Raw genomic sequence first — 14,723 nt, 5'->3', positions numbered from 1 at the left:
GCGCTAACGTAATCGTATATTAATATTACGTTAAATACTCCTCTACTATTGTAGCAAACTCAGCGGGATTTTCCACATGAATTGCATGTCCAGCGTTATTTACTGTCATATGCCTAACAGTATTTATTAGCGCTTTCATTTCTAGTGCAATTTTACAAAATTTCTCATCCAATGAGCCTGTAATTAATAGGACAGGTATTTCTAATTGCACCAACCTATCCCAATTCGAAGGCTGTACACCTGTACCAATACCTCTTAAGCTCCCTGCCAGTCCTTCTGCCCTCTGTGAAAGTCTTTCTGCTCGAATAGCCACTTGCACATTTTTAGGTAGGCGATGCTGGGTATCAAAAAGAGGTATATTCTGCCATGCATCAACAAATGATTGTAAACCATTTGCAACTATTTTTTGTGCCAGTGCTTCATCTCGCTCACAACGCTCATTTCGCTCTCCGATTGTACGTAATCCTGGAGAAGTGCTTTCTAAAATGAGCTTTTGAACACGGTCTGGGTATGCAATGGCGTACGATAATGCAATTCTTCCACCCATTGAATAACCTAATAGCGTAAATTTCTCTATATCGAGCTGGGTAAAGATTTCTTCTAAATCCTTTAATTGTTCCTCCATAGAAAAACGTTTTATCTGCTTTGGAATAACTGTTTTTCCATGCCCAATCAAATCAATGGCAATGACACGCACATTGGGTAGAGCTTGTGCTAGATTGTGCCACGTAGCCGTGCTACCCGTAAATCCATGTAAAGCAACCAGTGTGTATGAAGCATCTTGATTCCACAGTTCAATATGCGTTTCAAGGCCGCGAATCATCCTTTTTGTCATGCTTTTAACTCCGCATTAATACGATTCCATAGCTCTCGATGAGCATTGACATTCTCTGTTCTATCTGTAAAAATTTCCACCAAACGCAACGGACGTTTCTTACTTGTAGAAACCTTCTCTGAAAGCTCGGAGATCGTCTCTACACGGACATAGTCCATATCATACATATGGGCAATATCACGGAATTCAAGTGCTGTTGGTGTGCCAAATAGATCCTCATAATGAGCTTCCACAGTTGACTGTGGTAAATAAGAAAAGATACCGCCACCATCATTATTCATCACAAGAATCGTTAAGTTACATTCCTGATATCTTGATGCAATTAGACCATTCACATCATGTAAAAAGGCTAAATCACCAATCAGCAAATAGGTTTCTCGGTCATTTCCTCTACTTAAGCCCATAGCCGTGGATACTACGCCATCAATTCCGTTCGTTCCTCTATTTGCAAAAATACGTAAATCCTTCGGTGTTGCTAACAAAAATGTATCGATATCACGCACTGGCATACTACTGCTAACGAAAATATCACTACCATCAGGAATCATTTTCAGTAAACGGCTAACCATAGCACCTTCATCTTTTTCTACTTCTGAATGCTGTTCAATGTAGAGTGAAGCAAGCTGATTCGCTTTTTGCCATTCGGCTAAATATGTCGCTTCCAGCGCTGTGTTAGCGATCCCCAATTGTGTCAACCATTGCCCGATACTGGCATGAATAAAATGTGTAGATACGCCAGTAGCATCTCTAAACATAGGATCTTCATCAATAATCACATAGGCATTTGGTTGTGATTTTGCAATAAATTGCATGATAAATTTCGAGATAGGCTGTGCACCTATACGTAAAACTGTATCCGGTTGAACAAGTGCTTTAAAATCCTCGCTCTTCATAATGGCATCGTACGTTGTCACCATATACGGTAAACAATCCTCTGGTACGGATGCACGCATATTCGATAAGCTTTCAACAACTACTGGCCACTTCAACTGACGTACAAATTCCCAGACGATTGATAAGTCTGTACCAAGAGCTAATTCACCAATAATAATAAAGCCTTTTTTAGTCGATTGCAAAATAGAGGAAAGCTCTTGCAGATTCGCACTCGATGGTACTAATTGTCCTATACTGCTGTGCTTGAAAGTCACTGCTGGTAGCTCATTCTGTAGATCAATTAATAAAGGCTCACGGAAAGGTACATTAATATGTACTGGTCCAAAAGGTGCACTCGTAGCAATTGCTACTGCACGTGCAAGATGACGCTCAATAAAAGGTAAAGTTTGGGCAGCACCATCTGCTAACGGAAAATCTACACTCCATTTCACATGTGAACCATATAAATTGGGCTGATTGATGGCCTGTGGTGCTCCTACCTCACGTAATTCGTGTGGTCGGTCAGCTGTTACCACAATCAGTGGAACACGTGCATAGCTTGCCTCCACAATCGCAGGAAAATAGTTCGCTGCCGCTGTGCCAGATGTACATAATAAAACAACAGGCTTGGCAGTAGCTTTAGCCAGCCCTAAAGCAAAGAAAGCAGCTGAGCGTTCATCTACCTGACGATACATTTTTACTTGTTTAGTTGAAGCAACCGCATAAGCAAGTGGTGTTGAACGTGATCCTGGGCTGACGACAACATTTTCTACACCAGCTTGTACTAACGATGCGACCATTTTATAAACATAATCTGTTAAAACTTTTCGTTCACTCATGTAATTGTCCCCCTAGCGCACGAAGCATTGGACGGAATTTCACTAATGTTTCTTCATATTCAGATTGTGGTTCCGAATCTGCTACAATACCGCCACCCGCATATAAATAAGCTTTATCACTTAGTAATGCTGCTGATCGTATAGCGACTGCAAATTCACCGTTACCCTCTGCGTCCATCCAGCCAATTGGTGCAGCATACAGACCACGGTTCATCGGCTCATATTTACGAATGGCAGATAACGCTTCTTTGCGTGGTACACCACCTAAAGCTGGCGTTGGATGTAGTGATTTTGTAAGTTGTAATATCGTGGCTTCCTTATTTAACTGACCTTCTACAGGTGTGTATAAATGTTGAATATCTCGTATTTTTAATAAACGAGGTCTATCTGGTACTGTCATGTCCACACAATTTTTACGGAATGTATCCGCAATCATATCGACAACATATTGGTGCTCACCACCGTTTTTTGGATCATTTAATAAACTTTGTCCAAAAGCCTCGTCTTCCTCTGCTGTCTTGCCTCGTTTAATTGAGCCAGCGACGCAAGAAGAAAACGCACGACCATCTTCTACCTTGACAAGACGTTCAGGCGATGCACCAAAAAACAATAAATTCTTACGCTCAAGACCAAATAAATAGCTTTCTGGCTGCTCATGAATAATTTGAGAAAGCACTTGTGGCGCAGATACCTGCTCTTTAAATTGCAATGCAAGGGAGCGTGCAATCACAACCTTATCTGCCTTTTTCTGTTTAATTAATGCTGTCACTTGGTTAATTGAGGATAGATAAGGTTCTTTATATGGCTCAAAATAACTTGTTATTTCAGGCTTTGTATACGTTTTCACTTCTTTAACCTGAGCTGCATGAATTAAATGATCTCTCTCTTTTCTTAAAGATTCGAGCTTCGCCTCCGCTTGCTGATCTTTTGTCAAAAGATGAATGCTCACGTATGCTTTATCATCACGTATCACAAGTTGGAATGTTGCTAATGCAAAAAAAGATTCTGGAAAATCCGTCCATTCTCCGTCAACATTATTTTGTGGATCAAATGTAAAACCACCAAACAATATAGGCTGTAGTTCGCTTTGTTCCTGCAGACAGTTTTTCGTTAAGTTTTTCCATTCCGCTTCCACAGCATCAAAGCGTTCATGTTTAGCGTTGTTTTGAATGGTATGAGCATGTCCTAGTCCAACTAAAGTCATTGTTTTTTCTCTATTTTGCCAATAAAATCGTTCACCTTTATAACACTCTTCGCCTGCTGCATAGAACGCCAGTGCAGATAAGCGACTTACTTCAATTGTTTCCATATAAAAATGAAGGCTTTGGCCCAAAGAGTCCACTTCTACTTCTGTGGCTTGGTACCACTTCTGTTGCATGAAAATTACCTCCGTTGTTGCAATGTACATAATCAATGATGACTAAAACACATCATTTTTTGGTTGGCAACACTGTTATTCGTACCGTTGCTAATAACCCAATTTTTATTTTCAGTTCATAAATGCATGTTCTATTGTATCACTTTTTTTCATTAAACAGTATGTAATAAGCTGTGAACCTACCCATTTTCTCAATCTTCGTATAAAATAAGAAGAGTCGACAACATTTGAAGGAGAGAAAGACCTTATGACCAAAGTCATTGAAGCTGATAGGGGTTTTAAAGTTTGGTGGCATTTAACACGTCCACACACTTTAACCGCTTCATTTGTTCCAGTATTCCTAGGAACTGCAATTGCTCTAGCAATTGAAAAAGAAACAATTGATTTTGGACTATTTTTTGCTATGCTCATTGCAAGTATGCTTATTCAAGCAGCAACGAATATGTTCAATGAATATTATGATTACAAATTAGGATTAGATAACGAGCATTCTGTCGGTATTGGCGGAACAATTGTCCGTCACGGTGTACAACCAAAAACAATTATGTTGATTGCGTTAAGCTTTTATGCCATTGCCATGCTTCTTGGCATTTACATATGTGCCTCAACATCTTGGTGGTTAGCAGCTGTCGGACTAGTTTGTATGCTTATTGGTTTCTTATATACAGGTGGACCCTATCCAATCGCTTACTCGCCTTTTGGAGAAATTGTCTCTGGAGCGGTAATGGGTATGGGGATTGTGTTAATTGCCTTCTATATTCAAACGCTTACAGTGACACTTGATGCTGTTTTGCTTTCTGTACCAAGTATGATTTTAGTCGGTGCCATTATGTTATCCAACAATATACGTGATATTGTTGGCGATACCGAGGGTGGACGAAAAACATTGGCTATATTAGTAGGACGTGATAATGCGATTTCTGTATTATCTGGGTTTTTTATCGTCTCGTATTTATGGGTGATCGCCCTTGTAGCCGTTGATGGCATTACTTTTTGGGCATTAATTATCTTTCTAAGTATTCCAAAACCATTACGTGCCATTCAAATTTTCCGAGACAAAAAAGAAGCCAAAGAAGTGATGCCTGCGATGAAATATACAGCGCAAACCAATACATTCTTCGGCTTTCTATTAGGAATCGGATTGTTAATGCATTATTTCTTTTATTAAAAGAGTGCGGCAGCCTTAACGGGTTGCTGCTTTTTTTACATAGCGTCTGAAATTTTGACTAGCTATGCCATGCACTTCTTCGTCTGAAAAGCGTGCACGTAATGCCTCTAATAAATTTTGTGCCTCTCCTGCGTGAGCTAAACCATTGACAGTCACATTAATACCATCAAAATCTGACCCTAACCCTAAATGCTGGACACCTACTAGTTTGGCTAAATGCTCCACATGATCGACTAAATGGTCGAGTGTTGCATCTTTACCAATAAAGTGTGGGAAGTAAACAACATGGATATGTCCCCCGTGTTCGACAAGTGCCTTTGCCTGCGCATCTGTTAAATTACGTGGGTGGTCACATAGTGCACGTGCATTACTATGACTTGCGAGTATATGCTTTGCTAACGGCAATACATCCCAAAAGCTTTGTTCATTTAGATGTGAGACATCAATAATAATATCTCGCTCATTTAGTAATTGTATGACCTCTTTACCAAATGGCTTCAATCCAAGACTTGCATCCTGTTCAGCCCCGTGAGCTACAGCATTTTCTTCATTCCACGTTAAACCTACTAATTTTACACCAGCATCGAGTACCGCTGTGAGCTTTGTTACATCTTCGCCAATTGCACTACAGCCCTCTAAGCTTAAAATGGCTCCTATTTCATGTGTAGCTAATTGATCTAACTGTGTCCAATCTGTAATATGAACCATGCCCTCTGTTTGTAATACATGCGTATGAAATGCTTCAATTTGACGCATGACCTCAAGAAATTGCAGATTTTGTGAGATTTTTGGGTCAATAAAGATGGCGAATACTTGAGCCTCTATTTGCCCTAATTGCAATCTTTTTTGATTGGCATGTATACGCACATCCTCTGCAAAATTTGCCGTTTCAAGAGTGGTTAATTTTAAAAGCGCATCACAATGTAAATCAATTATGTTCATATCCTCACCTCTACAGTTATTATACTGCTTTCATGAGGAAAAACTTACTACATTTTATCTTGTGGTGTGTCGGAAGAGCCAAATTCCTCAAGCTCAATAAAATCATCTGATTTTGGTGTTGAAGATAGAACATCCTCTTCCACTGGTCGTAAATTTTCTTCTTTCTGCTCTGCATGCTCCACACATGTCAAAGCTTTTGGCATAGCCTCTAAACGTCCTAATGGAATCTCTTCACCACAGACAACACATTTACCATATGTTCCGTCTGCCATTGCTTGTAAGGCCTTTTTAATTTCTTCCGCATTGTCACCACGATGCTCATCTATTGCCATTTCTGTAAGCTGATCCGTTAAATCACTGGCATTATCAGCTGGATGATTATCATAATTAGATAACTCTGTTGCTTGTGGTCGCTCTGATTCCTCTAATTGTTGTTCGATTTCTTGTAATTCTTGCTCTAATTGTCTTTTTAATTTTTGCATTACTTGTTGATTCAAAAAAATCTCCTCCTCATGCCTTCATTTTTTCCTAATTTACTATTTCTAAAACATGTCAGCATAAGGAAGCTCTATTTATTTACTTGTATAAGCGATGATCGCATCATGTAGAAATTGGGCTGTCCCTATTTCACCGCGCTCATCATAATATGCCGTAAAACGTTCATCAGCTACATACATTTGTGCTAGCCCAGCATGTGCCTCTTTGGAATATTCTTTCCATGTAAAACTCAGCCATCGTTTATGCAACTCTGCCGCTTCCATTGCGATATCACTTGTGGCTTCACCAAGTTCCATCGCTTCTGTTAATCGTTCAAACATTTGCTGTTCTAACTGTTGCATCGCCTGAAATTGTTGTTCTGTCATATTCATAAGTTTAGCATTCGAAGCGTCCACTGTTTCATCTCCATATTTTGCACGAATTTCTTGACCATATTGTTTTTCATTACCCTCGATTAACTTTTCTTTAAACCCTTTAAATTTTTCTTCATTTGACATTGGCAGTTCCCCCTCAATGGATTGTATTGTTTTTTCTACTGTCCGTAAGATAATTTCTAGCTGTTCCTTGCGTTGAAGCAAAGCAACTTTATGTGTTTTTAGCGCCTCGGCATGTTGAAAATTGGGCGTCTGAATTATTTCTTGAATCGTCGCTAGCTTCATATCCAACGCGCGGAAAAATAAAATCTGCTGTAGCATATCTACTTCAAATTGCCCATAAAATCGATAGCCTGCCTCATTGGTTCTAGCTGGCTTCAGTAACCCAATTTCATCATAATAGCGCAATGTTCTAGTACTAACACCCGACAAGTGGGCAAGCTCTTGAATTGTATATTCCATGTTGTCACCTCCACTATAGCTACTGTAAACTTTGACGCAACGTTAAGGTCAATACAAAAATTAAAAAATAATTAAATCTAACCATAATCATCCTTTCAGTTCATATAATTCCATAAATACATATAAATCTTTCGCTACACGCCGATATGAATAGTAAATATTTCACAGGAGTGTGATAGGATGAAGTGTCCAAATTGTCAGCATGAGAATCTTTCAGACAGTAAATTTTGCTCGGATTGTGGCAGTAAGCTCACCAATTCGTCATTATCAAAGCAAGGTGTACCAGCATGGGCAATTATCGTATTATCTGTCTGTTTTATTGCAATTGGTGGGCTTGGCTATGCATATTGGGATTTTTTTGTAGACAAAAAGAATCATTCAAATACTTACTCGGAACTAAATGATAATCAGAAATTAACTACTCAGCAAGTTTCCTCTGAAAAACTCACAAAAAAACAAGAAGCGCATGCACAACAGGTTGATCGTGTCACCCTTATAAAGGAAATTCAACAAAAAGTGTTCACTGTCCTAACTAACAGCGGGCAAGGTTCTGGCTTCCTATATAAAAAGGGTGGTTATGTTATTACAAATGCACATGTTGTCCAAGGTGAAGTGGAAGTACGAATTCGTAATTCAATGGGTCAAGAATCACCAGGTACTGTAATCGGTATATCTGATCGTTATGACATCGCTTTAATACATGTACCTAGCTATCAAGACAGTCAACCGTTAGGCATTGAAACAGCCGAATCACCTATAGGCTTAGAAGTTATTGCATTTGGTAGTCCACAAGGTTTTGAAAATTCTGCTTCTATTGGTTATATAACGGGCAATAAACGTGATATGGAACTTGAAAATTTTATATACAAGCAAATTTATCAGGTCGATGCACAAATTGATAAAGGTAGTAGTGGTGGTCCATTGGTCGATGTCAATACAGGCAATGTCATAGGAATTAACTCTCTACTTTACACAACTGAAACAAGTACTAACTTTGCTTTCTCTATTCCTCTTTATAGTATGCTTGACCAATTTGATGGATGGATTGCAAAGCCACTTTCTGCAAATGAGGTTCGTTCTGTAGCTAATGTTTATGAAGGTAATCAACAAACTCCTATTGAAACAAATACTACTAACGGAACAGATGCTTTGCTAGCGGGGCAATTCGTGCAAGCATTCCGTCTATATTATGAAATGGCACTAAATGAAGGTGATTTTTACTGGATTGCCGATATGCTTGCACCTGGAAGTTCAGCTTATCAAGAATTGGAGAAATATATTAATGAGATTGCCTATCAAGGCCATTACTTCTATTTTACAAACAATGAAGTACTGGATGTGCAATATTCAGATGGCAAATACTATGTTGAAATGAATGAAACTTTTGATTTTTACGATGCACAAGGCAATTACCAATTCTATGATCGCTATAAGACCTATACTGTTATTACAGATGATTATGGTGCCTATAAAATTGCAGCTATTAAAATTCACTAATGTAGTCTGTTACAAATAAAATAGCAAACTAGCTTTTGACTAGTTTGCTATTCATTCGCATATTTCCCGTGCCACACTATTTGTCGATAGTTTTCTTTATCTGTGTCGCCCTCTGTATTAATAAACAACACCCTTGCATGTTCATCTAATTGCAAAGTATGTTTTAATTCCTTGTATTGTTCATTTGTCATTATTTCATAAAAGCAACCAAATGGAGCTGCTCCTGATTCTCCTGCTATTATGCGTTCATCTGTGTCCAATGGGTTGCCAAGTATACGCATACCTATTGCTGCCATTTCTTCATGACAAGAAATGCTTATTTTTGTATAGGTCTTTAAAAGTTGCCAAGCTTGTGGGTTGGGTTCACCGCAAGCAAGACCTGCCATGATGGTTTGCATTTCCCCACCAACAGTTACAAATTGGGGAGTACCTGCCTTAAAACTCTCATAATAACAATTAGCGACATGAGGCTCAACTAAAACAAACGTCATCTCTTGCTCATAAAATTGTTGTAAAAACGCGACAACCGCTCCTGCAAAGGATCCTACCCCAGCTTGCAAAAATACATGTGTCGGTGCTTGTTGCAAATCTTCAACAATTTCATGTACAAGCGTTGTATAACCTTGCATGATCCATAATGGAATTTCCTCATAGCCATCCCACATCGTATCCTGAATCAATACCCAACCATTTTCTTGGGCTAGTTGCGAAGTAAATCGAACGGTATCATCATAATTCATTGTCGTGATTTCAGCATAAGCTCCTTCGTTTTTAATATGTTGTAAACGTTCATCGGCACTGCCAGCTGGCATATATATTCGTGCATGAAAACCTAGCTCACGAGCCGCCCATGCTACACCACGACCATGATTACCATCTGTCGTTGAAATAAAGGTTAAATCTCCTATCCGCTCTTTTATTTGCGGAGATTTTAATTGTTCAAATGATAGCTCCTCTATATTTTTTTGGAGTACATTGGCGACATATTGAGCAATTGCATAAACACCGCCTAACACTTTAAATGCATTTAAACCATATCGATAGGATTCATCTTTTACTAGAATTTTTTCCACACCAATAAATGAAGCAAGTGAATTTAGATGCTGAAGAGGTGTTTTTTCAAACTGCTTATATGTACGCTGGAATTGACCAACTTTCTCAACTTGTTCCAGTGTAAAGTATGGAAGTAAAGCTGTTTCTTGTTCTACCCGATTAAGCTGATTGGGAACCCACTTCAATTTTTCGTTCATTCCTATCCCTCCTTACTCAATAGCTTAGTCTATTTAGCTATAAAATACAAAGTTCCATATAACAGGAAATAAAAAAATACAATCATCGAACTTCGATGATTGTATTTTTTATCAATTCATTATTTAGTAAAGATTTCTTCCACTTGATCTAGCATAATATTTGCAGCTAAAATGCCTCCAGCAGTATTCCAAATGACATCATCCACTTTATGTGCATTGCCTTTTTGGACAGCCGTTAAGTTTTTCCAAAGAGGATCTTGTGTCCACTCTTGTTCAGTTGCTAATGCTGAATCATCACCTGTTGGCATGTACGTGAAGTAGAAGATAACATCTCCATCCATTTGAGGAATTACTTCCTTCCCTACTTCAACCGCTAAGTTTCCTAGTTTTGCATTATCTTTAAATAGATCAGCTTGCGCAGGAACACGTTTAAAACCTAAAGCATCAAAAATAATACCTGAAAATGAATCTGTGTAATAGATACGAGATTTATCTGCCATAAAGCGTACAAATGAAACTTCTTGGTTTGTTTGATCACCAAGTTTTTCTTTCAGTGCAAGTAGCTTATCATCGTAAGCTTTTAATACTTCTTCACCTTTTGTTTCTTGGTTAACTGCTTTTGCGTATAATTCAAAATTCTCTTTCCAGTCACCACGTAATGTTTCTGAGAACACAGTTGGAGCGATTTTGCTAAGTTTCGCATAATCTTTTTCTTGTCGTAATTTATTACCAATGATTAAATCTGGCTTTAAAGAAGCGATTTTTTCTATATTAATTTCATGTTCAATGCCGACAACCTCCACACCGTCCATTTGATCCTTAATATGGTCATACCATGGATCACCTGTCCAAGATTGTACCGCACCGACTGGCTTAATACCTAGAGCTAATAATGCTTCTGTTCCTTCATTTGTTAAAACAACAATACGTTTTGGTGTATCTTTTACTTCAGTTGTCCCCATAGCATGCTCGACACTGTAAGCGTTGCTATCTTTTGAACTTTCTTCTTTCGTATTATCTTTAGAATTGCCGCATGCTCCTAGAACAAAAATAGCCGCAACTGCTAGCAAAACTACTAATTTTTGAAATGCTTTTTGCACCTTTTCTTCCTCCATTGTATATGATAGAATGTTTAAGCATATTTGACGAGAATGAAAATCACTTTCATCTGTCTTTAGAACGATATTAATCGTATTGTATGTATCCATCTATGTCAATCATTAATTTAGTAATTATCTAAGAAAAGAGTTAAATTTTATATGATTTTAAAAAATAATTATTCAAAGATGCTTGCTTTACTAGCGGGAGTTTTGCTCTTACTTCTTTGTATGGCGATCAGTATTGTATATGGCTATGCAAATACTTCTATTCAAATGACGTATGAATCTTTTATACAATTTAACCATTCAAATGAGCATATTATCATTCAAAACGTTCGTATTCCTAGGGCGCTTATAGCTAGTTGTGTTGGTGCTTCATTAGCCATTACAGGCGTGCTTATGCAAACCTTAACGAAGAATCCATTAGCTTCACCTGGTATATTAGGCATTAATGCAGGAGCTGGCTTTGCTGTTGTCTTTGCCATGATTTTTTTCCATATTTCAAGTTTGCAGTCTTTTGCATGGATCGCATTTTTAGGTGCTGCTGTTGCTGCTTTATCTGTTTATGGTATTAGTTTTTCAGGAAGAGATGCTGCTACTCCTGTAAAAATTACTTTAGCAGGGGCCGCCATTAGTGCACTTTTTGCTTCTTTCACGCAAGGTTTACTTGCCACAAATGAAGCAGAACTCGACCAAGTATTATTTTGGTTAGCAGGCTCAGTTCAAGGAAGAAAATTAGAAATTCTTCTATCGGTCCTCCCTTATCTAATCATTGGCTGGATAGCTGCTCTAGTCATTTCTCCTAAAATGAATACTCTTGCTCTTGGAGATGATGTAGCAAGAGGACTAGGTTTACGTTTAGGGCTTATGAAGGTAATGGTAGGACTTATTGTGATCTTTTTAGCAGGTGGCGCTGTTGCTATTGCAGGCCCGATCGGTTTTATCGGTATTGTAGTTCCTCATTTTGCGCGTAAGTTTGTCGGAACAGACCATCGTTGGCTTATTCCAATGGCTGCTTTATTAGGGGGTATTCTTTTATTGTTAGCTGATGTAGCAGCCCGTTATATTATCATGCCACAAGAAGTTCCAGTAGGGGTAATGACGGCTATGATTGGCACACCATTCTTTATTTACCTTGCGCGAAAAGGTGGAAAAAAATAATGAAACAAATAAAAACAATTCGATTACTTCAACAAAAAATATCCTTTTTATTAGATGTACAAGCTGTAAATAAATTACTAGTAATTAGCTTGATAACATTAGCTGTTTTTTTCTTAAGTGCATCATTCGGTGATTCTTTTATCAATCCATTAAAGGTTTTACAAACTTTCATTGGTCACGGCTCAGATTTTGATCAATTGATCATTATTGATTTTCGAATGCCTCGAATTTTTCTTGCTGTATTTGCTGGAATGGCGTTAGCTGTAGCAGGAGCAGTTTTACAAGGAATTATTAAAAACCCACTAGCCTCACCAGACATAATAGGAATATCCGCTGGAGGTGGTGCAGCAGTTGTTGGTTTCTTAGCCATTTTCAGTGATTCCAATCACTCTTTAACGGTTAGTATTGAATGGTTGCCATTAGCTGGCTTTGTTGGGGCGACTGTTGTAGGATGTATTGTTTACTTATTTGCTTGGAAAGATGGTGTCACGCCAAATCGACTTGTCCTAATAGGTATTAGCGTTTCAGCATTGATGCAAGCCGTTACGACTATGTTAATGATTATCGGTCCAATTTATCAAGCAAGTGAAGCAAATAAGTGGATTACTGGAAGTGTCAAAAGTGCAGATTGGGACCAGGTACAAATCGTTGTCCCATTAATCATCGTACTACTACTTGTCACATTTTTTATCACACGACAATTAAATGTCCAAGAATTAGGCGATGATACAGCCGCAAGCTTAGGACAATCCGTGCAAAAAACACGTCTTTATTTAATACTTTTATGTTCTAGTTTAGTAGCAAGTGCCATTTCATTTGCGGGGGCAATTGGATTTGTAGGGTTAATGGCCCCTCATATTGCACGAAGGATCGTTGGTTCATCGTTTGGTGTACTCATCCCAACATCCGCAGCAATTGGAGCATTGCTCGTAATGATTGCTGATATTATTGGTCGTACCGCATTTAGCCCATTAGAAGTACCAGCTGGTGTCTTCACTGCCGCCATCGGTGCTCCTTATTTTATCTATTTATTATTCAGAAACCCTAATAAATAAAGGAGTCTATACTACATGACTGAATCGTTATTAACCAAATCCCTAACATTAAGTTATGGTGATTCCACTATTATCGAAGATCTCAATTTGTCTATTCCTTTGAATGAAATTACTGTATTAATTGGAGCGAATGGCTGTGGTAAATCCACACTCTTACGCTCCATTGCTCGGTTATTGAAGCCTAAAAATGGCTCTGTTTTATTAGATGGCGAAGATATATTTAAATTGTCTACAAAACAAGTGGCAAAAAATCTTTCAATTCTCCCTCAATCTCCTGTTGCACCAGAGGGCTTAACTGTCCTACAGCTTGTTAAACAAGGAAGATATCCTTATCAAAGCTGGCGCCAACAGTGGACGGAAAAGGATGAAGAAATCGTGTTCAATGCCTTAAAAGCAACAGGTACAGAGCATTTACAAGATAGACCAGTGGATGAACTATCAGGGGGGCAACGTCAACGTGCTTGGATAGCTATGACCCTTGCTCAAGATACAGATATTATTCTTTTGGACGAGCCTACGACATATTTAGATTTAACTCATCAAATAGACGTTTTAGATTTATTATTCGAATTAAACCAACAGCAAAAGCGAACAATTATTATGGTATTACATGATATTAATTTGGCATGTCGCTACGCTGATCATATTATTACAGTGCGTGATCGCGGTGTTCATCGTCAAGGTAAACCAGAGGAAATTATGACAACTGAATTAGTCAAGCATGTATTTGACCTGGATTGTCAAATGACAACAGATCCAATCTTTGGTACACCATTATGTATTCCATATGGCAAAGGACGGACAATTTTATAACTTCTTTGAAAACAACAAGCCTTCACAGACTATTTAATCTGTGAAGGCTTGTTGTTATAAGTAGTAATAGATTTAACTTGTTATCTAGATTTATCAATAAAATTAAAAAGTGCAGTAGATGTAAAATCATCTACTGCACTTAGTATGACCCCTACGGGATTCGAACCCGTGTTACCGCCGTGAAAGGGCGGTGTCTTAACCGCTTGACCAAGGGGCCAATGGCGGAGAAGGAGGGATTTGAACCCTCGCGCCGGTTACCCGACCTACACCCTTAGCAGGGGCGCCTCTTCAGCCTCTTGAGTACTTCCCCAAAAAAAAATTGGCTCCGAAGGCAGGACTCGAACCTGCGACAACCTGATTAACAGTCAGGTGCTACTACCAACTGAGCTACTTCGGAACAATGGTGGGCCTAAATGGACTCGAACCATCGACCTCACGCTTATCAGGCGTGCGCTCTAACCAGCTGAGCTATAGGCCC

At 38.6% G+C, this 14,723-nt stretch carries 13 protein-coding genes and 4 tRNA genes; 5 read left to right on the top strand and 12 right to left on the bottom strand.

Going from position 1 to position 14,723, the window contains the following annotated elements; translation table 11 throughout:
- Window positions 1-25: 25 nt before the first annotated feature.
- The 3 genes from menH to GJU32_RS14360 are packed head-to-tail and all read right to left on the bottom strand — an operon-like array spanning window position 26 to window position 3,925.
- A complete protein-coding gene (gene menH, locus GJU32_RS14370; protein WP_155592648.1) occupies window positions 26-835 on the bottom strand; it encodes a 2-succinyl-6-hydroxy-2,4-cyclohexadiene-1-carboxylate synthase in 810 nt (269 codons plus the stop codon).
- On the bottom strand, window positions 832-2,547 hold the full coding sequence (gene menD, locus GJU32_RS14365) for a 2-succinyl-5-enolpyruvyl-6-hydroxy-3-cyclohexene-1-carboxylic-acid synthase (protein ID WP_155592647.1): 1,716 nt from the start codon (window positions 2,545-2,547) through the stop codon (window positions 832-834). Before menD ends, menH begins: the two co-directional genes overlap by 4 nt.
- A complete protein-coding gene (locus GJU32_RS14360; RefSeq protein ID WP_155592646.1) occupies window positions 2,540-3,925 on the bottom strand; it encodes an isochorismate synthase in 1,386 nt (461 codons plus the stop codon). The genes menD and GJU32_RS14360 overlap by 8 nt, the downstream gene beginning before the upstream one ends.
- A 247-nt stretch (window positions 3,926-4,172) precedes the next feature.
- Here GJU32_RS14360 and GJU32_RS14355 point away from each other — a divergent pair, with 247 nt between their 5' ends.
- Window positions 4,173-5,093 carry a 1,4-dihydroxy-2-naphthoate polyprenyltransferase gene (locus tag GJU32_RS14355; RefSeq protein ID WP_155592645.1) on the top strand — a complete coding sequence of 307 codons (921 nt, stop codon included), beginning with the start codon at window positions 4,173-4,175 and terminating at the stop codon, window positions 5,091-5,093.
- A gap of 15 nt (window positions 5,094-5,108) precedes the next feature.
- On the opposite strand, the gene GJU32_RS14350 is transcribed toward GJU32_RS14355, so the two are convergent.
- The 3 genes from GJU32_RS14350 to GJU32_RS14340 all read right to left on the bottom strand — a co-directional run bounded on the left by GJU32_RS14350 (window position 5,109) and on the right by GJU32_RS14340 (window position 7,369).
- The gene (locus GJU32_RS14350; protein ID WP_155592644.1) at window positions 5,109-6,035 is read right to left on the bottom strand and encodes a dipeptidase; all 927 of its coding nucleotides are present in this window, start codon (window positions 6,033-6,035) and stop codon (window positions 5,109-5,111) included.
- 47 nt (window positions 6,036-6,082) lie between these two features.
- Window positions 6,083-6,532 carry a TraR/DksA C4-type zinc finger protein gene (locus GJU32_RS14345; RefSeq protein ID WP_155592643.1) on the bottom strand — a complete coding sequence of 150 codons (450 nt, stop codon included), beginning with the start codon at window positions 6,530-6,532 and terminating at the stop codon, window positions 6,083-6,085.
- A gap of 75 nt (window positions 6,533-6,607) precedes the next feature.
- Window positions 6,608-7,369: a MerR family transcriptional regulator gene (locus GJU32_RS14340; protein ID WP_155592642.1), complete on the bottom strand. Its 762-nt coding sequence runs from the start codon at window positions 7,367-7,369 to the stop codon at window positions 6,608-6,610.
- A 180-nt stretch (window positions 7,370-7,549) separates the two neighbouring features.
- On the opposite strand from GJU32_RS14340, the gene GJU32_RS14335 reads away from it, so the two are divergent.
- On the top strand, window positions 7,550-8,866 hold the full coding sequence (locus tag GJU32_RS14335) for a trypsin-like peptidase domain-containing protein (RefSeq protein WP_155592641.1): 1,317 nt from the start codon (window positions 7,550-7,552) through the stop codon (window positions 8,864-8,866).
- Between the two features lie 47 nt (window positions 8,867-8,913).
- Here the strand turns inward: GJU32_RS14335 and GJU32_RS14330 are convergent, their stop codons facing one another.
- A complete protein-coding gene (locus GJU32_RS14330) occupies window positions 8,914-10,116 on the bottom strand; it encodes a diaminopropionate ammonia-lyase (protein WP_155592640.1) in 1,203 nt (400 codons plus the stop codon).
- A 119-nt stretch (window positions 10,117-10,235) separates the two neighbouring features.
- Window positions 10,236-11,231: an ABC transporter substrate-binding protein gene (locus tag GJU32_RS14325; RefSeq protein WP_196426714.1), complete on the bottom strand. Its 996-nt coding sequence runs from the start codon at window positions 11,229-11,231 to the stop codon at window positions 10,236-10,238.
- A gap of 144 nt (window positions 11,232-11,375) precedes the next feature.
- Here GJU32_RS14325 and GJU32_RS14320 point away from each other — a divergent pair, with 144 nt between their 5' ends.
- From GJU32_RS14320 to GJU32_RS14310, 3 genes are read left to right on the top strand one after another with little or no spacing between them, the layout of a single operon-like run.
- Window positions 11,376-12,377: a FecCD family ABC transporter permease gene (locus GJU32_RS14320; RefSeq protein WP_155592638.1), complete on the top strand. Its 1,002-nt coding sequence runs from the start codon at window positions 11,376-11,378 to the stop codon at window positions 12,375-12,377.
- A complete protein-coding gene (locus tag GJU32_RS14315) occupies window positions 12,377-13,432 on the top strand; it encodes a FecCD family ABC transporter permease (RefSeq protein ID WP_155592637.1) in 1,056 nt (351 codons plus the stop codon). The genes GJU32_RS14320 and GJU32_RS14315 overlap by 1 nt, the downstream gene beginning before the upstream one ends.
- A 15-nt stretch (window positions 13,433-13,447) precedes the next feature.
- On the top strand, window positions 13,448-14,245 hold the full coding sequence (locus tag GJU32_RS14310; protein WP_155592636.1) for an ABC transporter ATP-binding protein: 798 nt from the start codon (window positions 13,448-13,450) through the stop codon (window positions 14,243-14,245).
- 145 nt (window positions 14,246-14,390) lie between these two features.
- On the opposite strand, the gene GJU32_RS14305 is transcribed toward GJU32_RS14310, so the two are convergent.
- From GJU32_RS14305 to GJU32_RS14290, 4 genes are all read right to left on the bottom strand, one after another.
- Window positions 14,391-14,462: transfer RNA gene (locus GJU32_RS14305), tRNA-Glu, on the bottom strand.
- 2 nt (window positions 14,463-14,464) lie between these two features.
- A tRNA-Ser gene (locus tag GJU32_RS14300) sits at window positions 14,465-14,555 on the bottom strand.
- 10 nt (window positions 14,556-14,565) lie between these two features.
- Window positions 14,566-14,642 (bottom strand) — tRNA-Asn (locus GJU32_RS14295).
- Window positions 14,643-14,646: 4 nt separating this feature from the next.
- Window positions 14,647-14,723 (bottom strand) — tRNA-Ile (locus tag GJU32_RS14290).

This window comes from Lysinibacillus cavernae (assembly GCF_009724685.1).
In the GTDB taxonomy this organism is placed as follows: Bacteria; Bacillota; Bacilli; order Bacillales_A; family Planococcaceae; genus Lysinibacillus; species Lysinibacillus cavernae.
Note: the sequence above shows the minus strand (reverse complement) of the source record. Positions and strands in the feature narration are given on the sequence as shown.